The 23,651-nt window shown below is 72.0% G+C and carries 18 protein-coding genes and 2 pseudogenes; 18 read left to right on the forward strand and 2 right to left on the reverse strand.

The annotated features are described in order from the left end of the window. The first annotated feature begins 204 nt into the window (after positions 1-204). The 10 genes from pstA (at position 205) to ABZ707_RS14860 (ending at position 13,203) form a co-directional block, all read left to right on the forward strand. On the forward strand, positions 205-1,452 hold the full coding sequence (pstA, locus tag ABZ707_RS14815) for a phosphate ABC transporter permease PstA (RefSeq protein WP_360173368.1): 1,248 nt from the start codon (positions 205-207) through the stop codon (positions 1,450-1,452). Beyond that, a complete protein-coding gene (locus tag ABZ707_RS14820; RefSeq protein WP_360173371.1) occupies positions 1,449-3,158 on the forward strand; it encodes a phosphate ABC transporter substrate-binding protein PstS in 1,710 nt (569 codons plus the stop codon). Before pstA ends, ABZ707_RS14820 begins: the two co-directional genes overlap by 4 nt. After that, complete coding sequence (locus ABZ707_RS14825; RefSeq protein WP_360173374.1) at positions 3,155-5,614, forward strand: hypothetical protein; 2,460 nt, start codon at positions 3,155-3,157, stop codon at positions 5,612-5,614. Before ABZ707_RS14820 ends, ABZ707_RS14825 begins: the two co-directional genes overlap by 4 nt. 250 nt (positions 5,615-5,864) lie before the next feature. Beyond that, complete coding sequence (locus tag ABZ707_RS14830) at positions 5,865-6,875, forward strand: hypothetical protein (protein ID WP_360173377.1); 1,011 nt, start codon at positions 5,865-5,867, stop codon at positions 6,873-6,875. Between the two features lie 250 nt (positions 6,876-7,125). Beyond that, positions 7,126-8,586 carry an Ig-like domain-containing protein gene (locus tag ABZ707_RS14835; RefSeq protein ID WP_360173380.1) on the forward strand — a complete coding sequence of 487 codons (1,461 nt, stop codon included), beginning with the start codon at positions 7,126-7,128 and terminating at the stop codon, positions 8,584-8,586. A 169-nt stretch (positions 8,587-8,755) separates the two neighbouring features. Next, a complete protein-coding gene (locus tag ABZ707_RS14840; protein ID WP_360173872.1) occupies positions 8,756-9,691 on the forward strand; it encodes a sortase in 936 nt (311 codons plus the stop codon). 21 nt (positions 9,692-9,712) lie between these two features. Continuing rightward, positions 9,713-10,549: a phosphate ABC transporter ATP-binding protein PstB gene (gene pstB, locus ABZ707_RS14845; RefSeq protein ID WP_360173383.1), complete on the forward strand. Its 837-nt coding sequence runs from the start codon at positions 9,713-9,715 to the stop codon at positions 10,547-10,549. Between the two features lie 166 nt (positions 10,550-10,715). After that, complete coding sequence (locus tag ABZ707_RS14850; RefSeq protein WP_360173386.1) at positions 10,716-11,729, forward strand: heavy metal-binding domain-containing protein; 1,014 nt, start codon at positions 10,716-10,718, stop codon at positions 11,727-11,729. A gap of 74 nt (positions 11,730-11,803) precedes the next feature. Continuing rightward, a complete protein-coding gene (locus ABZ707_RS14855; protein ID WP_360173389.1) occupies positions 11,804-12,697 on the forward strand; it encodes a heavy metal-binding domain-containing protein in 894 nt (297 codons plus the stop codon). A gap of 59 nt (positions 12,698-12,756) precedes the next feature. Next, the gene (locus tag ABZ707_RS14860; RefSeq protein WP_360173392.1) at positions 12,757-13,203 is read left to right on the forward strand and encodes a hypothetical protein; all 447 of its coding nucleotides are present in this window, start codon (positions 12,757-12,759) and stop codon (positions 13,201-13,203) included. 131 nt (positions 13,204-13,334) lie between these two features. Here ABZ707_RS14860 and ABZ707_RS14865 read toward each other — a convergent pair whose 3' ends face one another. After that, entirely contained in the window at positions 13,335-15,218 is a 1,884-nt protein-coding gene (locus tag ABZ707_RS14865) for a LamG-like jellyroll fold domain-containing protein (protein ID WP_360173395.1), read from the reverse strand. Between the two features lie 243 nt (positions 15,219-15,461). Next, the gene (locus ABZ707_RS14870) at positions 15,462-15,818 is read right to left on the reverse strand and encodes a hypothetical protein (protein ID WP_360173398.1); all 357 of its coding nucleotides are present in this window, start codon (positions 15,816-15,818) and stop codon (positions 15,462-15,464) included. A 320-nt stretch (positions 15,819-16,138) separates the two neighbouring features. Here ABZ707_RS14870 and ABZ707_RS14875 point away from each other — a divergent pair. From ABZ707_RS14875 to thrC, 8 genes and pseudogenes are all read left to right on the forward strand, one after another. Then, positions 16,139-16,587, forward strand: a pseudogene (locus ABZ707_RS14875) (transposase). A 58-nt stretch (positions 16,588-16,645) separates the two neighbouring features. Next, the gene (locus tag ABZ707_RS14880; protein WP_360173401.1) at positions 16,646-17,569 is read left to right on the forward strand and encodes an aminoglycoside phosphotransferase family protein; all 924 of its coding nucleotides are present in this window, start codon (positions 16,646-16,648) and stop codon (positions 17,567-17,569) included. 85 nt (positions 17,570-17,654) lie between these two features. After that, a pseudogene (locus ABZ707_RS14885) lies at positions 17,655-17,777 on the forward strand (aldo/keto reductase); the annotation flags it as partial. A 157-nt stretch (positions 17,778-17,934) separates the two neighbouring features. Continuing rightward, positions 17,935-18,369 (forward strand): response regulator, encoded by a 435-nt coding sequence (locus tag ABZ707_RS14890; protein ID WP_360173404.1) that lies wholly within the window; start codon positions 17,935-17,937, stop codon positions 18,367-18,369. 55 nt (positions 18,370-18,424) lie between these two features. After that, positions 18,425-19,450: an ArgS-related anticodon-binding protein NrtL gene (nrtL, locus tag ABZ707_RS14895; protein WP_360173407.1), complete on the forward strand. Its 1,026-nt coding sequence runs from the start codon at positions 18,425-18,427 to the stop codon at positions 19,448-19,450. Positions 19,451-19,462: 12 nt separating this feature from the next. After that, positions 19,463-20,854, forward strand: coding sequence for a diaminopimelate decarboxylase (lysA, locus tag ABZ707_RS14900; RefSeq protein ID WP_360173410.1), 1,392 nt, complete (start codon positions 19,463-19,465; stop codon positions 20,852-20,854). A gap of 137 nt (positions 20,855-20,991) precedes the next feature. Next, positions 20,992-22,284: a homoserine dehydrogenase gene (locus ABZ707_RS14905; protein ID WP_360173413.1), complete on the forward strand. Its 1,293-nt coding sequence runs from the start codon at positions 20,992-20,994 to the stop codon at positions 22,282-22,284. Positions 22,285-22,290: 6 nt separating this feature from the next. Next, positions 22,291-23,361: a threonine synthase gene (thrC, locus tag ABZ707_RS14910; RefSeq protein ID WP_360173416.1), complete on the forward strand. Its 1,071-nt coding sequence runs from the start codon at positions 22,291-22,293 to the stop codon at positions 23,359-23,361. The last annotated feature ends 290 nt before the right edge of the window (positions 23,362-23,651 follow it).

The raw sequence follows: 23,651 nt of genomic DNA on the forward strand, positions 1-23,651 counted from the left end.
CGCCCCGGAGACCTAGCCGCCCCGGAGCCACAGCCGCCCCGGAGCCACAGCAGCCCGAAGAGACAGCCGCCCCGAAGACACCGCCGCCGCCAGGACCCCACGCCTCCTCCGGGGCGCGACCGCCGAGCGTGAGCCGCGCGGCCGTCAGTGCCGCGCCCGCCGAACACCCGCCGTACGCAGTGAACCGTAAGGGGACCCGCCCGCATGACCCTCGCACCCGGGACGCCACCGCCCGTCACGACGTCTCCGCGCACCGTGCTGCCCGGGGCCCTGCCGCGGTCACCGGAGCCCGTGGCGGAGCGGCGGCGTGCCCTGGCGCGCGGCCGTGCCTCGGACACCTTCGCACTGCTGGGCGCCGGGGCCTCGGCGGTCGGCGTGGCCGCGCTGCTCTTCGGCCGGCTGCTGCCGTGGAACGGCGTGATCGGCTTTCTGCTGGTCGCCTACACGCTTTTCCTCGGGCTGTACGCCCTCCTGGTCTCCTTCGACGAGGACGGTCCGACCGTACGGGACCGGCTCGCCGGGGTCGTGGTGCGCAGCCTGGGCCTGGTCATGGTCGTCGCGCTGGCCTTCGTGATCGTCTACACGCTGTGGGAGGGCCGCGCGGCGCTGCCCCATCTGAACTTCTTCACCGAGGACATGACGCTCGCCGGCCCGCTCGACCCGCTGAGCGCCGGCGGCATCCTGCACGCCGTCGTCGGCACGCTGGAGCAGATCGCCATCGCGCTCGCCCTGACCGTGCCCGCCGGGCTGGTCTGCGCGGTCTTCCTCAATGAGGTGCCGGGCCGGTTCGCGCGCTTCGTCCGCACCGTCGTCGAGGCGATGACGGCCCTGCCGTCCATCGTGGCGGGGCTGTTCATCTACGCGACGGCGATCCTCGCGCTGGGCACCGGCAAGTCGGGCTTCGCGGCCTCGCTCGCGCTGGCCGTGATGATGCTGCCCATCATCATCAGGGCGTCCGACGTGGTGATCCGGCTGGTGCCCGGCTCCCTGCGCGAGGCGTCGTACGCGCTCGGCACCTCGCGCTGGCGCACCGCCTGGCATGTCGTCCTGCCCACCGCGCGCTCCGGTCTGACCACCTCGGTGATCCTCGGCACCGCCCGGGGCGTCGGCGAGACCTCGCCGGTGCTGCTCACCGCGGGATTCAGCGCGGAGATGAACGCCGATCCGTTCAGCGGCGCGCAGGTGTCCCTGCCGCTCGCCGCCTTCGAGTTCGTCAAGTCGCCCGAGCCCGCCATGATCGCCCGCGGTTTCGGTACGGCGGCGGCGCTGATGGCCCTGGTGCTGATGCTGTTCGTCCTCGCCCGTGTCATCGGCGGCCGGGCGCCGGGCCGGCTGACGCGGCGCCAGACCCACCGGCGTGTGCTCGCCTCGCGCCGGGACGCGGAGCGCTTCGCCGCCCGTGCCCGCACCTCCTCCGTACCGTCCGCCACGTCCCTCAGGAGTTCCCCGTGAGACCCGCGACCATCTCCCGTCCGGCCCTGGGGCTGGCCGCGCTGTTGTGCGCGCTGCTGGCCATCGGACCGCTGCCGGCCTGGGCGGCGACCTATCCCAAGATCAACGGAGCGGGCTCCACCTGGAGTTCCAACGCACTGGACCAGTGGCGCCGCAATGTCGCGTCCAACTTCGGTATGACGGTCAACTTCGCGGCGACCGGATCGTCCAACGGCCGTGAGCAGTTCAGGAACGGTTCGGTCGACTTCGGCGTCTCGGAGATCCCGTACGGCCTCAAGGAGGGCGGCGTCACCGACGCCCCGCCGAAGCGCGGCTTCGCCTATATGCCGATCGTGGCCGGCGGCACGGCCTTCATGTACAACCTGAAGATCGGTGGCAAGAAGGTCACCAACCTCCGGCTGTCCGGTGATGTGCTCGCCAAGATCTTCACTTCGAAGATCACCATGTGGAACGCCCCGGAGATCAGGGCGGACAACCCCGGTCTGACCCTGCCCGCCCGCCGGGTCGTGCCGGTCGTACGCTCCGACGGCTCCGGTACGACGGCGCAGTTCACCACGTGGATGGCCAAGGAGCACGCGGCCACCTGGAACGCCTACTGCGCCCGCGCCGGGCGCACCACGCCGTGCGGCCTCACCTCGTACTTTCCGGTGGTGCCCGGCACCTCGACGATCGCCAAGTCCGGTTCGCTCGGTGTCTCGGGCTATGTGAAGCAGAGCCAGGCCGAGGGCGCCATCACCTATGTCGAGTACTCGTACGCCATCTCGACGGGATTTCCCGTCGCCAAGATGCTGAACAGCCAGGGCTATTACGTGGAGCCCACCGCCTCCAGCGTCGCCGTGGGGCTGCTCGAAGCCCGGATCAACCCGGACAAGGGCTCGGCCAACTATCTGACGCAGATCCTGGACAACGTCTACCGCTCCCGCGACAGCAGGTCCTATCCGCTGTCCAGCTACAGCTACATGATCCTGCCCACCTCGCTGGACGGCGAGCAGAACCCGATGACCGAGGCCAAGGGCCTCTCGCTGGGCACCTTCGCCAACTACTTCCTCTGCGACGGCCAGCAGATCGCCGAGGAACTGGGCTACTCACCGCTGCCGAAGAACCTCGTCCAGGCCGGCTTCGAGCAGGTCCGCCGTATCCCGGGCGCGCCCACGGACAAGATCAACATCAATAGCTGCCGCAACCCCACCTTCTCGTCGGACGGGGCCAACACCCTCGCCAAAAACGCGCCGTTCCCCAAGGCGTGCGACAAGAAGGGCGCGTCGCAGTGCTCGGACGGCACGGCGGGTGCGAAGAGCCAGCAGACCCCGGTGAAGCCGGGTGCGCGGGGCGGCGATGGCTCCGGCAGCGGCGGTACGGGCCCGGGTCGCTCCGGCTCCGGCGGGGCCACCGGCGGTACGCCCGGCGCCACGGGGGGCAACGGCGGCGCCACGGGAGGTGCGGACGGCACCCCGGCGCCTGCTTCCGGCGGGGCCCAGGGCGGGGTGACCGACCCGGACACCGGTGAGCTGATCAGCGCGGACTCCGGTGGCGGCGACTCCTCCGTCGTCGCCAATCCGGTGACGCTCGCCTCCCGGGAGGCGACGGGTCTGCGCGGTGTGCTGATGGCGCTGTCCGCGCTGCTGCTGCTCGGCGTGGTCGTCGGCCCGCCGCTCGCCGCTCGCGGTCTGGCCGCGCGGGACCGCCGCAACGGAGGCTCGGCATGAACAGCCGCGGACGAGCCGTCCTGCCCCACCCCTCGCGGCGCACCAGGGCCGGTCTCGGTGCACTCCTCGCCGCGCTGCTGCTGGCGCTCGTACCGCTGCCCTCCGGCGCGGACCGGGCGCAGGCGGCGCAGGCGGAGGACTCCGCGCTGACGCTGAGCGGCACGAAGGGCCCGTACGACGACTTCTCGGACCTCCGGGTGACCGTCCATCAGACGAAGAACCTGCGGGCCCAGGGTGTCGCGCTGACCTGGACCGGACGGGAGAGCGACCCGAACGGCCCCAAGTACCAGAACTCCGTCCAGATCATGCAGTGCTGGGGGGACGACCCGGCGGGACCCGACCGGGAACAGTGCGAGTTCGGCGGGAACAACGCGGGCAGCCACTGGCTCAGCAAGCGTTCGCTGCCGGCCGGCACGGACCCGCTGGAGACGGAGTACGCGGGCGGCGACGGCACCCCGTTCGTGCCCTTCCGGCCGGTGGAGGGCGAACCGACGGACTCGTCGACCGACTCGACCTACTTCAGCACCAACGACACCAATGCCCAGCCGTGGCTGCGCACCGGGGCCGACGGCTCCGGTGAGGCGGTCTTCGAGGTGAAGAGCGCGATCGAGGCGCCCTATCTGGGCTGCGGCGCCCTGGACGCGGCGAGCGGTCAGCAGCCCCGGCGCTGCTGGCTGGTCGTCGTCCCGCGCGGCACACACGACCCGGACGGCACGGTCAACCCGAGCGACGGCCTGATCACGTCCCCGCTGAGCCAGTCCAACTGGAACCAGCGGCTGGTCTTCCCGCTGGACTTCGGCCCGGTGGGCAACACCTGTCCGGCGGACAAGGCCGAGCGCCGTGTCATCGGCTCCGAGCTGCTGACCGAGGCCATCACCTCCTGGCAGGCGAGTCTGTGCGCCGGGGCCGACGCCCGGTTCACCTTCAGCCAGGCCGCCGAGGACTACGCCCGCAGGCTGGTCGGGAACCCGACGGCGACCTCGCCGGGGCTGGGCATCACCGTCGCGCCGGCGGAGGGCGCCACGCCGGTGGTGCACGCCCCGGTGGCCGTCAGCGGACTGGCGGTCGGCTTCTTCTGGGAGGACGAGGACGCCGGGCAGGTGCGCGACCTCAAGCTCAGTCCGCGCCTGCTCGCCAAACTGCTCACCGGGTCGTACCCCTACGACGTGCGGCACATCAGCTTTCAGAATCCTGTCCCGGACCATCTCAAGGACAATGCGCGATCCATTGTCGTCGACCCGGAATTCCGGCAGCTCAATCCCTTCTTCGAACGCCCTGCGCAGCCCCAGCTCTATCCGGGCGGAATTCTTGTGCAGGCCGGGAATTCGGATGCCAACGCCATGGTCTGGCGCTATCTCCAGTCGGATCCCGAGGCTCTTGAATTCCTCCGGGGAAAGCCGGACCCCTGGGGCATGAAAGTCAATCCCTTCTACCAGGGTCTGGGTCTTGACACGGACAGCCCGCTCGATTTCCCCAAGGCCGACACCACGGAGACCGAGCTGGCGCTGAACGACAACGGGACCGTACGGAAGATCCCCTACGGCCAACTGGAGAAGTCCCCGTACTCGAACGACATGCACGACGCCGCGCGGCGGGTCAGGCGCGGCTCCACCGGCGCGACGTTCCAGGCGGCGCTCGACAGCTCTCCGCAGGGCATCAAACTCGTGGCCGAGGAGAACATCCCGGGCTCCCGCCGGGCGTATGGCATCGTCGACGCGGCCTCCGCCGCCCGCTACCGGCTCGACCTCGCCGCGCTGCCCAACGCCGACGGCGAGTACGTCGAGCCGACCGCCGACGCCATGCTCAAGGCCGTCGCGCGGATGCCCGACTCCACCGTGGCCGGTGTGAAGACGCCGGATCCGCGCACGGCGAAGAACGGCGCGTACCCGCTGACGGCGGTCGCCTACGCCGTCGCACCGCTGGATCAGCCGACCGCGGCCCGTGAGGACTACGCGCGGCTGATCCGGTACGCCGCCGGGGCCGGCCAGACCCAGGGCCTGGCGCCCGGGGAGCTGCCGCCGGGCTACGCGCCCATGCCCAAGGACCTGCGGGACCGGGCGCTCATCGCCGCGGACCGGCTGGTGCGCGGCCCGGCCGGCGATGCCGCCGGGACGCCGCCGGCGGGGGCCGCGCCGGGGGGCGCCGGCGGACCGGCAGGGGGTCCCGGCGCGGGTGACGGCGCGGCCGGCGGGCCGGGCGGGGCCGGGGCCGGGGGGGCGTCGGCGGACGCCGGCCCCGGAGCCCCGGACGCCGCCGCCACGCCGTCCCCGGGCGCGGGCGGCCCCGGCGCGGAGCGGAGCGGTCTCGCCTCCGGCGGACTGACCCCGCGCGAAGCGCTGGGCATCGTCCGCTGGGTGCTGCTCGGTGTGCTGATCGCCGGCGCGGCGGCGGCGCTGGCCGGGCCCGTACTGCTGCGGCTCTCCGCGCGCAGGGCGACGGCGGGCGGTTCCCCGTGAGCTGAGAGGGCGCGCCGGCTGATTCCCGGAAGGCCGGCATCCTTCCGGGAATCAGGCACAGCCATATGTGAATTCTCTAGGTGTGACCTAGGAAATGACCTCGTAACCTTTTCATCCGGCGGAGTTGGTGGTCGCGGACGGGGGATGTGCGGAAATGTTCGAGGTGTCGGCCGACGGGTCGGCAGAACGAAATCCGGATTCTTCTTGACCGTCCATTCCTCGAAATCCGTATTCACGGAGGAGAACAGAAGTGAACGTCAAGTCCCGTGTTCGCCTGGGCGCCGTCGCCGGTGTCGCCGCTCTCGGTGTGGGCCTCCTGGCCCCCGTGGCCTCCGCCGACCCGGCGACCGGCGAGTACCGCCAGCTCGCCGGCGTGGGTTCCGACACCACGCAGGACGTCGGCAACGGTCTCGGCTCGGCCATCACCGACCCCGACGGCACCCCGGACAACCAGCTCATCGCCTCGTACAACGCGACGGGCACCGCCACCATCAAGACCCGCGCCGCCGGCTGCACGATCAACCGTCCCAACGGCTCCTCGGCCGGAATCGACGCCCTGCGCGCGGACATCCCGAACGCGGTCAGGTGTCTCGACTTCGCCCGCTCCTCCCGGGGCCCGGCGGACACCACGACCAACAAGCTCACCTGGATTCCGTTCGCCAAGGACGCGGTGAGCGTCGCCGTCCGTTCGGACAGCGGCCTCAACAACAACCTCAACCTCACCACGGCGGAGCTCCACGACATCTACACCTGCGTCAAGACCACGCACAACAGCGTCGCCCTGACCCCGCTGCTGCCCCAGTCGGGCTCCGGCACCCGGACCTTCTTCCTGGAGAAGATCGGTGTCACCGAGGCCCAGGTCGGCGCCTGCGTCGACGGCACCGTCCAGGAGCACGACGGCACCGCGCTGAACAGCGCCGGTGACATCGCGCCGTACTCCGTCGCCCAGTACATCGCCCAGACCGGCCGCGTGGTGCCGGACCGGCACGGCGTGACGGTGCTCGGCCGGGTGAACGGCGTGGCGCCGCGCAACGCCAACGGCTCGCTCAACACCGCCTTCCCGTACGCCCGTGACGTCTACCACGTCGTGGAGACGGCCAGGCTGTCGGACGCCACCATCCGGTCCGCGTTCGTCAACGTGACCACGGGCGGCACCACCACGGTCTCCCAGGTCTGCGCCCAGACCGCCGTGATCTCCGCCTACGGCTTCGGCACCCTCGGCGCCGCCTGCGGCACCACCGCCCTGACCGGCGAGCGCTGATCAGCACCCTTTCCGCCACCGCGTCACGGCCGGGCACCCACCAGGTGCCCGGCCCCCGGCGCTTCCCGCCGACGTGTATCCGTCCAGCACGTCCAGCACCACACGACCGACAGCCACGCCAAGACCGGTACCCGTACCGGGCACCGACACCCATACCCATACCGACACCGACACCGACACCGATACCGACCCCGGCACGCCGCGTCCGACACCGGCGCCCCGTGCCCGACACCCCGTGGGGGAACCGACCATGAAACGCCTCGCGCGAGCGAGAACACTCCCGGCGCTGCTGATGTGCTGCGCCCTGCTCATGACCGCCGCCGCAGCCGTGCTCGGCGTCGCGGCCACCGCGAGCGCGGCCGGCCGGCTCGGCGATCTGACGCTCAGTCAGACCTCCGGCAGCATCCATGACAACCCGCTGGTCCCGCATCTCTCCACGGACGCGGCCTGTCCCGAGGGCCAGGGCGAACAGGTCAGCCTCACGGTGCTGAAGCCGGACGACGGCACTCCCGCAAAGCTCGGCGACGCGTCCGAGGGCGGATACGACACCGGGCCCGTCGAGGCCGACATGGCCGAGACCATCTTCCTCTTCACCTTCGCCACCGCGCTGTCCAACTGGTACGGCGAAGGCCCCTACGACGGTACGTACGAGCTGCGGCTGGAGTGCGTGAGCATTCTCGACCCGAACAAGCCCGAGGCGTTCTTCGGTACGAACATCGAGGTCACCGGCGACACCTGGGCGCTCGCCGAGGCGCAGAGCACCAGTGTGGAGCTGACGGCCTCCCCGGAGGACCACCCGGTCCGGGGCAGCGAGGTGACCTTCACGGCGCGGGTGAGCCCCGCCACCGCGGCCGGTGAGATCACGCTGACCTCGGAGCGCGTCAGCGGTGAGCCGGTCGCGCTCGGCACCAAGGCGGCCGAGGACGGCACCGCGGTGTTCACGACGACGGAGCTGCCCGCGGGCGTGCAGAACATCACCGCCCAGTTCACCCCCGCCGACCCGGACGCCTACGCCGCCTCGGTCGCCGCGCTCAACGGCTACACCGTCGACGACGACGCCGGGAGCCCGCCGCCCACCTCCCCGCCGCCCTCCGGGTCCGAGCCGCCCACCGAGCCCGCCGACCTCGATGTCGCCGACGCCGAGGGCAACCCGCTGGGCGCCAACCCGGACCTGGCGGCGGGCCAGCGGGTGACGATCACCGCCCGTGGCTTCGGCGCGGACGCGGCGGTGAAGGTCTCCCTCTCCGACAGCGAGGCCGCGCTCCCGGACGCCGCGGCGAACGCGGACGGAACCGTCGAGGGCTACGCCTTCACCGTCCCGGACACGCTCGCGGACGGCGACCATGTGCTGACGCTCACCGAGGACACCGAGAACGGGCACAGCGTCGCCTTCGCCTTCACCACGGGCGGCGCGGCGGACCCGGGCCCGGACCCGAGCGAGACCGCGGGCACGGACGGCGGTACGTCGGCCGACGGCGGTACGACGGCCGGGAGCACGGGCGGCGAGGGCGGCGCGGGCACCTCCGGCGGCGCCGGCAGCGGCGGCGGCGGTTCGCTCGCCTCGACCGGCACGGGGGTCGCCGCGATCGGTCTCGGCTCCCTCGCGCTGACCCTCGTGGGAGCCGCCTTGGTGATCAGCGCCCGCCGCGGGGGACTGCTGACGTTCACGGCGCCGGGCACCGCCGGTCCCGCCGGTCCGGCCGGTGACTGACACCGGCGCAGCCGCCTGAGGCTCCCGGGGGCGGGCGTGACGCCGCCCCCGGGCCGCCGCGTTCCGTACGCCCGTGCCCGTGCCCGTACCACCGGCCCCGTGCCCGTACCACCGCCAGGACCTGTCCGTCCGTACCTTCGCAGCGAGGAGCGCAGTCACCGTGACCGTTATGACCCCGCCGCCCGCGGTTCCCGCACCGCCGGCCGCGTACGGCGGGCGCGCCGGGGACTCCGGCCCCGCCCGGCCGCCCGCCGGCCGGGGCGGGCCGGCGCTGACGGGCGCGGCACTGTGTGTGCTCGCCGCCGTCCTGCTCGGCTTCGCCGTGAGCCTCACCGTCGTCGGGCATCTCCAGCACGCGCGAGACCAGCAGGTCGGATACGACGACCTGCGTGGGCAACTGGCCGAGGGCACCGCTCCGGTGGGCCAGCGCGGCAACGACGGAAAGCCGCTGCCGCTGGGCGCGCCCGTCGCGCTGCTCGACATCCCGGCCCTCGGGGTGCACGAGGTCGTCGGTGAGGGCACCACCTCGGGCGTCCTGATGTCGGGCCCCGGCCACCGCCGGGACACGCCGCTGCCGGGGCAGGCCGGAACGGCCGTGATCATGGGCAGGCAGTGGGGGTACGGAGGTCCCTTCGGCCGGCTGGACACCCTGGCCCGGGGCGCCACGATCGAGGTGATGACCGGGCAGGGCAGGGCCCGCTACCGGGTCAGCGGCGTCCGCAGGGCGGGCGACGCGCTGCCCGCGCCCAGCGGTGGCTCCGGCGGGGGCCGGCTCACCCTGATCACCGCCACCGGCGCCCCGTACACACCCGCCGGGGTGCTGCGCGTCGACGCCGAACTGACCTCGCCCGTGCAGCCCGGCCCGCCGCGCGAACGGCGCAACGGCTGGATCGGCCCGGCCGAGGAAGCGCTCCACGGCGACAGCGGCGCCTGGCCGGCCGTCTTCCTGTGGACCCTCGGCCTGTTCCTCGCCGCCCTGGCCGCCGCCTGGACCCAGCGCGTCTGGGGCCGCTGGCAGACCTGGCTCTGTGCCGTGCCCGTCCTGACGGCGCTGGGCCTGGCCGTCTCCGGGGCCGTCACCCGTCTCCTGCCCAACCTGCTCTGAGAGAAAGGCAGTCGCCCCGTCATGACCGTCACACCGACCGACCCCGCGGACACCCTGGTGCGGCCCGCGGTGAGCCGCGCCACCGCCGCCACGCTGGAGGCCGACCGGATCTCCGCGTGGTTCGGCGATCACAAGGTGCTCGACCAGGTCTCGCTGACCATGCCCGCGCGCGAGGTCACCGCGCTCATCGGCCCCTCGGGCTGCGGCAAGTCGACCTTTCTGCGGATCCTCAACCGCATGCACGAACTGATTCCGTCCGCCGCGCTCGCCGGACGCGTCGTGCTCGACGGAGGAGACATCTACGACCGGGGGCGGCGCATCACGCACGCCCGCCGGCAGATCGGCATGGTCTTCCAGAAGCCCAACCCGTTCCCCGCCATGTCCCTGTACGACAACGTCCTGGCGGGCCTGAAGCTCAACGGCATCAAGGCGGGCCGGGACGGCAAGGACCAGCTCGTCGAGGAGTGCCTCACCAAGGCCGGGCTGTGGCGCGAGGTCAAGGACCGGCTGCGGCAGCCGGGCGGCGCGCTCTCCGGCGGCCAGCAGCAGCGGCTGTGCATCGCGCGGTCACTGGCCGTACGGCCCCGGGTGCTGCTGATGGACGAGCCGTGTTCGGCGCTCGACCCGACGTCGACGCGGCGCATCGAGGAGACCATCGCCGAACTCAAGTCGGAGATCACGATCGTCATCGTCACGCACAACATGCAGCAGGCCGCCCGGGTCTCCGACTCCTGTGCCTTCTTCCTGGCGGAGCAGGGCACACCGGGCGTGATCGTCGAACACGGTGACACGCACGCGATGTTCAACTCGCCGCAGGACGCGAGGACCTCCGACTACGTCAACGGCCGCTTCGGCTGAGCCCGCGCGCCCCGGATCGCACGGCGGACCCGGGGCCGGTCCGCCCGCCGCACGGCCACCAGAGGCTCGATCATGGCGCCTCGATTATGGTGCAAAGAGGTCATGGTGGACAATTCCCCAGACCCTTGTGATTGCCCAGCTCCTCGCGACGGGAGAGGTGAGGCCGGTGGCGGTGTCATGGGACGGGACCGGGCTGCCGCCGGCCGCGCGGCAGCGCGTCGCCGAGGCACGGCGCAGCGGGACCTGGTCGTCCGCGCTGTCGACCGGGGCGTTCGCCTCGATCCGCTCGGTGGGCTTCGAACCGGTCGGCCAGGCCATGGGCTCGGCCGTCTATCACGTGGGGCGCGCCGGCCGGAACTGGGGTTATTACGACTGCCTCTACCTCGGCGCCGGATTCGCGCTGGCGGGCGCTCCAGGACCGGTCGCGCTCTCCGGGGCGGACGCGCCGTCCAAGGCCCTCGTCGAGGTGCTCGACGAGGCCCGTGGCGCCGCTCTCGGCCGGCTGGCGGCGGAGTGCGCCGCCCTGGGCGGCGACGGAGTGGTGGCGGCGGAGCTCACCATGGCGCCGTTTCCCTCCCAGCCCAATTGCCTGGAGTTCAAGGTCATCGGTACGGCGGTGCGGGCGCACGGAGACGTCCGGTCACCGCACCCCTTCACCTGCCATCTGGACGGCCAGGGCTTCGCCAAGCTGGTGTCGGCGGGCTGGGTGCCGGTGGAGCTGCTGGTCGGTATGTCGATCGGGGTCCGCCATGACGACTTCGGGACCCGTTCGCAGGCGCTCACCTGGTACAACACGGAGGTCGGCGCATGGAGCGAGCTGGTCGGCCAGGTACGGGCCGACGCCCGTCATCAGATGGAGCTCCAGGCGCTGCGCCGGGGCGGCGACGGCATCATCCTGGCCAGTGGTGATCTGCGGATCGTGCGGCAGTCCTGCGTCCGGGCCTCCCGGATGGGCTCGGAGGCCGAGGACCACCTGGCCGAGGCGACGATGGTCGGCACCACCGTGGCCCGCTTCCAGGCAGGGGCCGGGCGCCCACCGACGCTCGCCGTGCTGCCGCTGGGCCGTCGCGGTGAGCGGCTGAGCCGTCGGCTCGCGGCGATGGAGTCCAGTCCGTACGGGGACCCGGCGGAGCGCCGCAGGCTCGCCGGGGAGCTGGCCGAACTGGGCGATCAGGGGTGAGCCGCCCCGGCGGTACGGGATCCCGGGGCCGCTCCGACGTCAACGCACGCGGTACCGACAGTGAGGACAAGCAGATGCGCGGGAGCGGAGAGGACGAGGCGACCGGCGCCCCGGTCGGCGGCGGCTTGGCCGGCGGCGGTCCGGCCGGCGGCCCGAGCGGCCGGGGAGTGCCCGCCGACGCCATGCGGCGGCTGGCGGAGCTGGAGCCGGGCAGAGCCGGTTCGATCTTCACCAGCGATCTGTCGGTGAATGAGTTCCTGCTGGTCAGGGAGGCGGGCTTCCGGCCCATCGGCCTGGTGCTGGGCAGCTCGATCTACCACGTCGGCATCCAGCTCGGCCGCTGGAACAAGAATCAGGAGCTGGAGACGCTCAGCCAGGCCATGTACCACGCCCGTGAGCTGGCGATGACCCGTATGGAGGCCGAGGCGGCACAGCTCGGCGCGGACGGCATCGTGGGGGTCCGGCTGAGCGTGGAGGCGCGCGAGTTCGGCAATGACATCGCCGAGTTCATCGCCATCGGCACGGCGGTGAAGGGCGACCGTCCGGCACCCGCCGGGACGGCCTGGCGCAACAACAAGGGGCAGCCCTTCACCTCGGACCTGTCGGGCCAGGACTTCTGGACGCTGATCCGGGCCGGTTACGCGCCGCTCGGCATGGTCATGGGCACCTGCGTCTACCACATCGCGCACCAGCGGATGGGGGCCGCGTTCTCGAACTTCGGCAAGAACGTCGAGATCGAACAGTTCACCCAGGCCCTCTACGACGCCCGGGAGCTGGCCATGGCCCGGATGCAGGCCGAGGCCGAGGAACTGGAGGCCGAGGGGGTCGTCGGCGTCCAGCTCAACGCGCACAACCACCGCTGGGGCGGCCACACCACGGAGTTCTTCTCGATCGGCACGGCGGTCCGCCCGCTGCGCCAGGACCACGAGATCGAACGTCCGACGATGGTGCTCAGCCTCGACGGCTGACGGCTGACGGCTGGAGCGGCGCCCGGGACAGACGGTGTACGGAGAGGTCAGGAGGCCCGATGAGCGACCGTGGTGAGGCGCCGTCCGGCGACGGGCCGGGGCGGGACGGCGAGACCGGGTCGATCGACGAACTGGCGGCGGCGCTGCGCAGGGACGCGGCGGACCTGGAGGTGTACGCCCAGGTGCTGACCGGTTCGCTGGCCGAAGCGCTGCCGCCCGGCTCGGTCGTACTGGAGCGCAGGCGCGGTATGGCCGACCGGCTCGCGGGCCGTGGCGGCCGGGTGGAGCGGGTCGAGATCACGCTGGACGACCAGCGGCTGATCCTTGTCCTGGCGCACGGGCATCCGGCGGGCGAGATCGCCAAGGTGGTGCGCGGTGTCGTGCTGTCCAGCACACCGGTCCCGCTGGACGAGTGGACACGCAGACTGGCGGCGGCGGTGGCGCTCAGGGCGCGCTCGGACGCGCGGGCGCGGGCGGCCCTGGAGCGGCTGATCCTGGGCGGCTGACGGCTGACGGCGGGCGGCGTACGCCGCGGCCGGGCCCCGGGCGGGACCCGGCCGTGACGGTGTGTCCGGCGTGCGCCAGGGGGCGCGGTGGGCGGCGCGGACGCCCCGTCCGGCCTCCTTCCCCGCACGCCCTACGCGGGCGGGGCCATGAAGTCCCTGGGCTGGAGCGCCCGGTCGACAATGCGGGTGTCGCCGATCGACCCGTAGAAGCTCTGGCCGAACTGCTCGGCGAACTGCGTACCGCCGATGACGAACGGCTTGCCCAGCGTGGCGATGCCGGTCGCCCGCTGCGAGGGGTTACGGGCGATCTTCGACCCGTCGACATACATGATCGTGCGGCGGCCGTCGTTGACCACGGCTATGTGGGTCCAGCGGCCCACCGGCAGCGCGTGGCTCCAGGACGTCGGGTCGGCGTCCTGGACGTGCGGGTAGAGCACGAACTGGAGGAAGCGCTCGGGGGTGACATTGAGGCTGCAGGTGGGTTCCTCCGTCGACCAGCCGGTGGTCTTGCCCGCGTCGCCGTTCTGGCCCTCCCAGCTCAGGATGCCCATCCAGTCGTGGTTGCCCTCGAACGGCTCGGGGAGCCTGATGAACGTCTCGATGGTGAAGCCCGAGGTGAACTTCATGCTGTTGAGCGGCGCGCGGTCACCGGTGGTGAGGATCGCGCCGCGGTCCGGCTCCTTGCCGCCGCCGAAGCGCAGGCTGGCGTGCGCCGGCTGCCCGGTGTGGTGATCGTCCGACCAGGTCAGCGCCTCGGCCGAACTGTCGTGCAGGAGCTGCACCCTGAGGTCGTTGCCGTGCCCGGACAGGTCCCGCGCCACGGTCCCCGCCGCCACGGCGGAACCGGGCTTCCCGGCGCTTTTCAGACCGGAGGAGTCGAAGCGCCAGTAGGCGACCGTGCCGCGCGGCATGACCCGGGAGGCCGGACGCGGCTTCGGCGGGACGACCGGAGCGAAGCCGTCGAAACGCTCGGCGAAGTCGATGTCCAGGCTGAACCGGTCCACCGGGCCGGTCAGTTCGATGGTCTCCGCCTCCAGCGGCGTCCGCTTCTCCGGGTCGCGGGCGAGGAACCACGGCGAGAATGTCTCGACGTCGACGGTGTCACGGGCCAGGTCGAAGGAGTACAGCCGGACCATGCCGGCCCCGCCGTAGTAGCGGTCCTGGTAGTTGGTGATGTGCACATGCACGTCGTGACCGGCGTCGTTGGTGAGCACGGTGCGGCCGGGCGGCCAGTAGTGCCCGCCCAGCGCCAGGAAGATCTGGTCGTTGCCCCGGATGAGGCGGTCCCAGAGCACCTGCCCGTTGCCGGAGAGCTGCGCCCTGCCGTCGCCGCTGTCCGCCGAGGCGATGTCGTGGGTGGTGAGAACGGCCGGGAGGGTGCGGTGGGCGTCGAGCACGCCCTGGGCCCAGGTGAGCCCCTTCTCGGAGGCCCGCCAGTCCAGTGCGAGTACCAGCCACTCGCGTCCGGCCGCGCGCAGCACGTGGTAGCTGTTGTAGCCGTCGGGGGAGGAGCCGCCGAAGGTCGGCATGGAGGCGAAGCGCCGGGGGCCGAACTCCCTGAGATAGGCGGAGTCCCCGCGCTGGTCGTCGGCGCCCGCGATGTCGTGATTGCCCGCGAGGACGCTGTAGGGCACCTTGCCGTGGATGGTGCGGAAGGTGTCCGCCGCCAGGGCGATCTCCTCCTCCGTGCCGTGCTCGGTGACATCGCCCAGGTGCGTCATGAAGGCGATGTTCGCCTTCTCCCGCTCGGAGACCAGATAGGTGAAGGTCTCCTTCAGTGGCGCCGGGTCCGCGCTGTCCGCGTCGAAGAGGTACTGGGTGTCGGGAAGCACCGCGAGCGCGAAGCGCGGGCTCTCCTCGTCGAACCTGTGGCTGCCCGATCCCGGCTTCGACGCCGTCGAGGCCCATGCCCGCTGACCGCTCAGCCCCGTGACGGCCGCCCCCGCCACGGGTGCGGCGATGGCCGCCTGCAACAACGCGCGCCTGCCCGGACCGGGATTACTGGTCTCGCTCATACGATCTCCATGCAAATGGCCACTTGTGTGACGGTGTGGATCATCCGGGGCATGGACAACCGGCACGCGACGCGCGCCTTAACGACGAGCGCCGGGTGCCGGGCGAGTGCGGAACGCCGAGGGAGCGGGCCGGACGGACGCGACGGACACCCTGGACGGGGGACCGGGGGCGGCGGGCGTCAACGGCCCCCGCCGCGAGGGCCGTTGAGGAGATCACCCGGCCGTGAGGGGCCGTCCGGGCGGCTACGCGGCGGGATCCGGGCGGGACATGCGCAGGGCGAGTTCCCGCAGCAGGTCCGCCGAGGAGATGTCGGTACGCCCCGCGTCATGGACATCGGCCAGTTCGGCGAAGACAAAGCTGAAGGCGCCGATCAACTGCATGATCGCGGGCAGCGCGGCCTCCGTCACCGAGTGCGCCGCTTCGAGCGGAGTCGCGTCCCCCGCCACCTGGAACGACGGGAAGACCTCGGCCAGCAGCGATCCGATCTGGCCCTCGCCCAGCCCGCTCCCGGCGTCCAGGTCCTGTCCCGCGGTGCGGATCCGCTCCGCCGAGTGCGTGAGAATTCCGATGGCCCTGAGGACGACTTCGCTCTGTTCCATGCCGAGAGCGTAGGTGCTCCGCCCACGGCGATCGCCGGCACGGACGAGCCGCGGGAGGGTCCCCGTTATGTTTTTCGCGGTCCTGCGATGGGGCCGCCGGCCTTCGGGCCCGGTATGACTGTGTCCCCCTGTCGAGGGCATGACCTGGGGGGTGGTGTCACCGGGCCCGGGAGGTGCCGTCGGAGACGCTGATGAGAGGTCCGGCCACCGTCCGGTCCGGCGCAATGCCGGACAGCTCGCGGGCGGCAGGTCTGCATAACGTGGATGCGCGCGACACCACTGCCGAGGCCGGCACGTTCAACTCCCCTGGGAAGGGCGCGATGTTCGACACCGAAGACATGGGCGTTTTCCTCGGCCTGGACGTCGGCAAGAGTGCTCATCACGGGCACGGGCTGACTCCGGCCGGGAAGAAGGTCTTCGACAAGCGGCTGCCCAACAGCGAGCCGAAACTGCGGGCCGTGTTCGACAAACTGGCCGCGAAGTTCGGTACGGTCCTGGTGATCGTGGACCAGCCCGCTCACATCGATCCACGGCGAACACGCCCCACGGGGCGGAAACCGGCAGCTCAAACGCGCCATGCCTCTCCGCCTTCGCCTGCATGAACGCCGACCCCGCCTCCCGCACCTATTACGACCGCCGGCGAGGCCGCGGAAAGACCCCCACCCAAGCCCTCCTCCGCCTCGCCCGCCAGCGCATCAGCGTCCTGTTCGCGATGCTCCGTGACGGAACCTTCTACGAACCCCGCATCCCCGAAGCAGCCGCCGCATGACCCTCGGCCTTACCTGTGGTCGCGGTGGGAAGCCCACTCCTCCGAAGGACAACCCCCCATGAGTTCGCCGCAGGGTATCGAAGTCCCTGACGCCCTGGTCGCGTCGTACACGAGGAACGGTCGTCAAGAGGGACGGACCTGGATCGCCCGGCTGCCCGCGCTGGTGGCGGAGCTGCTCGACCGATGGGAACTGGAGCGCGACGGCGGCATCGGGTCCGGCGAGGCCTCACTGGTGGTGCCGGTGCGCCGCACGGACGACACCCGCGCCGCGCTCAAACTCCAGATGCCCCGGGAGGAGACAACCGCCGCGCTGATCGGGCTGCGGGCGTGGAACGGCGACGGCATCGTGCGGCTGCTCGACCACGACCCGGAGAGCGGCGCCGTGCTGCTGGAACGCCTGGACGGCTCACGCACCCTGGCTTTCGTCGAGGACGACGACGTGGCCATGAGCACCTTGGCCGGACTTATGGCCCGGCTGCACTCCGTCCCGGCGCCCGAGGGCCTGCGCGGCCTCGGTGACGTCGCGCGCGACATGCTGGCGTCCGTGCCTGCGGCGGTCGCCGCCCTGCCGGACCCCGAGGACCAGCGGCGGCTGCACGGCTGGGCGTCGGCAGTCACCGAGCTGGTCGGCGAGCCCGGCGACCGGATGCTGCACTGGGACCTGCACTACGACAACGTGCTCGCCGCCGAGCGCGAGCCGTGGCTGGCCATCGACCCCGAACCTCTCGTCGGCGATCCGGGCTTCGACCTGTGGCCGGCGTTGGACACAGGCTGGGAGAAGCTCCACGCCACCGGGGACGCTCCCCGGGTGGTGCGGCGCCGCTTCGACCTGCTGACCGAGGCGCTCGGACTGGACCGCCGGCGCGCGGCCGGCTGGACCCTGGCCCGGCTGCTGCAGAACACGCTGTGGGACATCGAGGACGGACGGACCACCGTCGACCCCTTCCAGACCGCCGTGGCCGAAGCGCTGCCCCGCCACTGAACACTTCACCACCGAGCGCGACAGGCCCCCACATCGCCCCAAACCCAACATAGGCGCCTTGACGAAGACATAGAGGCACCCCCCGGTCAGGCTGAGCCGGGACGTACTGGACCGGATCGACAAGATCGTCCCGCCGGGCGCCAATCTGTCGGGCCGGGACGCCGGACACACCCCGCCGTCCCTCACCGATCCGGCACCGCGCCGCCGCCCGTACTGCATCGGCAGGCCCGAGACCGGCAGGCCCGAGACCTGCCGAGGGCGCCCGCCGGTACGGGCCGCCCCGGGCTCCGTGCCCGGGGCCGCCCACGCCGCCGGAAGTCGTCAAAACCCGGACGCGGCGGCGGGATCCGACCTACTCTCAAGGGGTGCCGGGCGCGTCCGGCCGGGTGCTCGTTGTAGATGACAACAGAGTGATCCGGCAGCTGATCAGGGTCAATCTCGAACTGGAGGGTTTCGAGGTCGTGACCGCGGCCGATGGTGCCGAATGCCTGGACGTGGTGCACGAGGTCCGGCCCGATGTGGTCACCCTCGACGTGGTGATGCCCCGGCTGGACGGGCCGCGCACCGCCGAGCGGCTGCGCGCCGACCCCAGGACCAGCCGGCTGCCGATCGCGATCATCAGCGCCTGTACCCAGTACGAGGCCGAGTCCGGCCTCGCCCCCGCCGTGGACGCCTTTCTCGCCAAGCCCTTCGAGCCCTCGGAGCTGGTCCGGCTGGTCCGGAGGCTGGCGCACCGGGACGGCCCGCCCCCGGTGGACGGCAGGAGCGGTGCCGGACGAGCCGGCCGCGCCTGGGGCTGACCGCATCGCGAAACCGGTTCGCGGAGAGCCCCCCTTCCTCCCCTACGCTTGCCCCGTGACCCCCGCGGAGCTGTCCCGTACCGTGCTGCACGCCGTGTGCCGCGCGGTCGACGACGCTGCCCTGCCGGGCCCGGTGCCCGAGCGCGTCGTCGTCGAGCGGCCCCGCCCCGGCGGCCTCGGCGACTACGCCACCAATGTCGCGCTGCGGCTGGCCGGTCCCGCCGGACGCCCGCCGCGCGAGGTCGCGGAGATCCTGCGCGTCCGCATCCCGCTCGCTCCGGCCGCCGCGACGGGCGGTATCACCGGTGTCGACATCACCGGACCCGGCTTCCTGAATTTCACCCTGGCGCGGGACAGCCGCGCCGAACTGGTCCGCGCGGTCCTCCTGGCCGGTACGCGCCACGGCCACGGCGACGCGCTCGCCGGTACGGCGGCGGCCTTCGCGCCCGCCGCCGAGACCCGGGCCGCCGTCTGGACCGAGACCGTCGTCCGGCTGCTGCGCACCCAGGGCGCCGAGGCGGCCGTCGTCCCGGGCGCCCCCGAGGTCCTCCGGGTCGTCCCCGCGCCGGCCGGTGACGGCATCTTCACCGCGCTCGGCCCCGACGCCGCCCGCTGGGCACTGCTGCGGCCCGCCGCACACGACCGGCCGGCCGCCGGCGCCGGCCTGCTCGTCCAGCGCGAGAGCAACCCTCTCTTCCGGGTGCGGTACGCGTACGCCAGGACCCGTGCCCTGGCCCGCAACGCGGCCCGGCTCGGGATCGTCCCCGCGTACAGTGGTCCGTCCGGTGAGCCGGACCCCCTGTCCGGCGATGAGGTCTCCGTCCTGCTGACCGCGCTCGGTGACCACCCCGCCGTCCTGGAGGCGGCCGCCCGGCTGCGCGCGCCCGACCGGCTCGCCCGCCACCTCGAACACACCGCGGAGGCGTTCCTGCGCCTCCAGCGGGCCGGCAGCCCGCTGCCGCTCGGCGACGAGAAACCCTCGGCCGCCCACAGCTCCCGGCTGGCGCTCGCCGAAGCCGCCGGGGCCGTGCTGGCCGGTGGCCTGTCCCTGCTCGGCATCGATGCCCCCGAACACCTCTGAAAGAGCCACGAGATGAGCCGTTCCGCCCACCCCGCAGGCCCCCGCCACGCGGATGTCCTCCCCGAAGGCCACTACACGGCCCCCGCCGCGGACCTCAACGCGCTGGACGAGAAGGTCTGGTCCCGCACGGTCCGCCGGAACGAGGACGGGGTCGCGACCGTCGCGGGGATCGAGGTGACCCGGCTGGCCGAGGAGTTCGGCACACCGGCGTACTTCCTCGACGAGGCCGACTTCCGCGCCCGCTGCCGCGCCTGGGCCGACGCCTTCGGCGACAACGCGGACGTGTTCTACGCGGGCAAGGCGTTCCTCTCCCGGGCCGTCGTCCGCTGGCTGCGGGAGGAGGGGCTCAACCTGGACGTGTGTTCCGGCGGCGAGCTCGCCACCGCGCTGGCCGGGGGGATGCCGGCGGAGCGCATCGCCTTCCACGGGAACAACAAGTCCACCGAGGAGATCGAACGGGCGGTCTCCGCCGGTGTCGGACGTATCGTCCTCGACTCCTTCCAGGAGATCGTGCGGGTCGCGCACATCGCGGAGCGCCTCGGCAGGCGCCAGCCCGTGCAGATCAGGGTCACCGTCGGCGTCGAGGCCCACACCCACGAGTTCATCGCCACGGCGCACGAGGACCAGAAGTTCGGTATCGCGCTCGCCGGCGGGCAGGCCGCCGAGGCCGTGCGCAGGGCCCTCACGCTCGACGGGATCGAGCTGATCGGAATCCACTCGCACATCGGCTCGCAGATCTTCGACATGGCCGGTTTCGAGGTCTCGGCCCGCCGTGTCGTGGGGCTGCTCGCGGAGGTCCGCGACGAACACGGCGTGGAGCTGCCGGAGATCGACCTCGGCGGTGGCCTGGGGATCGCGTACACCTCGGAGGACGACCCGAGCGAACCGCACGACATCGCCAAGGCCCTCACCGACATCGTCACTCGTGAGTGTGAGTCGGCGGGCCTCCGCACCCCCCGTATCTCCGTCGAGCCCGGGCGCGCCATCGTGGGGCCCACGGCCTTCACGCTGTACGAGGTCGGCACCATCAAGCCGCTCGACGGGCTGCGCACCTATGTCAGTGTGGACGGTGGCATGTCCGACAACATCCGTACGGCCCTGTACGACGCCGAGTACAGCGTGGCGCTCGTCTCGCGCCGCTCCGACGCCGAGCCGATGCTGACGCGCGTCGTCGGCAAGCACTGCGAGAGCGGCGACATCGTCGTGCGCGACGCGTTCCTGCCCGCCGACCTGGCGCCCGGCGATCTGATCGCCGTACCCGCCACCGGCGCGTACTGCCGCTCGATGGCGAGCAACTACAACCACGCGCTCCGTCCGCCCGTCGTCGCGGTGAAGGACGGCGGGGCGCGGGTCATCGTCCGGCGCGAGACGGAGGAAGATCTGCTGCGTCTGGACATCGGCTGACGACATCGGCTGGTCAATACCGGCTGATGAAATAAATGTCTCGCAATCTGGACGGTGGGCCGAAACTCCCGTCCAGTGAGTGAGACTGGTTCGCATTCATGCTTTAACGGCTGTGTGGGATGAAAGGCGTGGGTCGGATGATGCGTACGCGTCCGCTCAAGGTGGCGCTGCTGGGCTGTGGCGTGGTGGGCTCAGAGGTGGCGCGCATCATGACGACGCACGCCGACGACCTCGCCGCGCGGATCGGCGCCCCGGTGGAGCTCGCCGGAGTCGCCGTCCGGCGCCCCTCCAAGGTGCGCGCGGGCATAGACCCCGCCCTGATCACCACCGACGCCACCGCCCTGGTCAAACGCGGTGACATAGACGTGGTCGTCGAGGTCATCGGCGGTATCGAGCCCGCCCGTACCCTCATCACCACCGCCTTCGAGCACGGCGCCTCCGTTGTCTCCGCCAACAAGGCGCTGCTCGCCGAGGACGGCGCGACCCTCTACGAGGCCGCCGCCCAGCACGGCAGGGACCTCTACTTCGAGGCCGCCGTCGCCGGCGCGATCCCGCTGATCCGCCCGCTGCGCGAGTCGCTGGCCGGTGACACCGTCAACCGGGTCCTCGGCATCGTCAACGGCACGACCAACTTCATCCTCGACCGGATGGACAGCGCCGGATCGGGCTACTCGGAGGCGCTCGACGAGGCCACCGCCCTCGGCTACGCGGAAGCGGACCCGACCGCGGACGTCGAGGGATTCGACGCCGCCGCCAAGGCCGCGATCCTCGCCGGGATCGCCTTCCACACCCGGGTACGCCTGGACGACGTGCACCGTGAGGGCATCACGGAGGTCACCAGCGCCGATCTCGCCTCCGCCAGGGGCATGGGCTGTACGGTCAAACTGCTGGCCATCTGCGAGCGCGCCGCCGACGGCAGGTCCGTCACCGCGCGCGTCCACCCGGCGATGATCCCGCTCAGCCATCCGCTGGCCTCCGTGCGCGGCGCGTACAACGCGGTCTTCGTGGAGGCCGAGGCGGCCGGCGAGCTGATGTTCTACGGCCCCGGGGCGGGCGGGGCGCCCACCGCCTCCGCCGTCCTCGGTGACCTGGTCGCCGTCTGCCGCAACAAGCTCAACGAGGCGACGGGCCCGGGTGAGTCCGCGTACACCCAGCTTCCCGTGAGCCCGATGGGCGACGTGGTGACGCGCTATCACATCAGCCTCGACGTCGCCGACAAACCGGGCGTGCTCGCCCAGGTCGCGACCGTCTTCGCCGAACACGGCGTATCCATCGACACGGTCCGCCAGAAGGGCAAGGACGGCGAGGCGTCCCTCGTTGTCGTCACCCACCGCGCGCCCGACGCCGCCCTCTCCGGGACCGTCGAGGCGCTGCGCAAGCTCGACACCGTGCGCGGTGTCGCCAGCATCATGCGTGTTGAAGGGGAGTAAGGGCCCATGACCAGCAATGGCACCCACCAGTGGCGCGGCATCATCGAGGAGTACCGGGACCGCCTCCCGGTGACGGACACCACGGAGGTTGTCACGCTCCGTGAGGGCGGTACGCCGCTCGTGCCCGCGCAGGTGCTGTCCGAGCGCACCGGGTGTGAGGTACATCTCAAGGTCGAGGGCGCCAACCCGACCGGCTCGTTCAAGGACCGCGGGATGACCATGGCCATCACCCGGGCCAAGGCGGAGGGCGCCCAGGCGGTCATCTGCGCCTCCACCGGCAACACCTCGGCCTCGGCGGCCGCCTACGCGGTACGGGCCGGGATGGTCTGCGCCGTACTGGTGCCGCAGGGCAAGATCGCTCTCGGCAAGATGGGCCAGGCCCTGGTCCACGGCGCGCGCATCCTCCAGGTCGACGGCAACTTCGACGACTGCCTGACACTGGCCCGCTCGCTGTCCGACAACTACCCGGTGGCCCTGGTCAATTCGGTCAATCCGGTCAGGATCGAGGGCCAGAAGACCGCCGCCTTCGAAATCGTGGACGCCCTGGGCGACGCACCGGACATTCATGTGCTGCCCGTGGGAAACGCCGGCAACATCACGGCCTACTGGAAGGGCTACACCCAGTACGCCGCCGACGGACCGGCCGGCCGCACCCCGCGCATGTGGGGCTTCCAGGCGTCCGGCTCCGCGCCCATCGTGCGCGGTGAGGTCGTCAAGGACCCGCACACCGTCGCCTCCGCGATCCGGATCGGCAACCCGGCGTCGTGGCAGTACGCGCTGGCCGCCCGGGACGAGTCCGGCGGCTTCATCGACGAGGTGACGGACCGGCAGATCCTGTCCGCCTACCGCCTGTTGGCGTCGCAGGAGGGCGTTTTCGTCGAGCCCGCCTCGGCGGCCTCCGTCGCCGGCCTGCTCAAGGCCGCCGAGGAGGGCAAGGTCGATCCCGGCCAGCGCATCGTGTGCACGGTCACCGGGAACGGCCTCAAGGACCCGGACTGGGCCGTCGCCGGAGCGCCTCAGCCCGTCACCGTCCCCGTCGACGCGGTCGTGGCCGCGCAGCGGCTCGGCCTGGCCTGACGCGTCCCGCCCCTCCCGGGCCCGGAGACGGGTCCGGAAGGGGCGGCCGGGCCCGCTCGCGCGCGGATGTCCGGGCCCGCTCACACGCGGATAAAGGACGCCAAGACCGACATGGCGCACAGTGGCCTCGCGACACGCATCGTGCGCCTCCTGTGCGCCCTATGTCGCCACAGAACCTTCCTTCGATAGGCTGTAGCCAACCCGCCCCGCCGCACCCGTCGCGGTGTTGCCGCCCTCGTGGCCCCCGGGTGTTCCGCACGTCCTCGAACATCTCGCATTCATCACATCTC

It is taken from the genome of Streptomyces sp. NPDC006923 (assembly GCF_040635655.1).
Classification (GTDB): Bacteria; Actinomycetota; Actinomycetes; order Streptomycetales; family Streptomycetaceae; genus Streptomyces.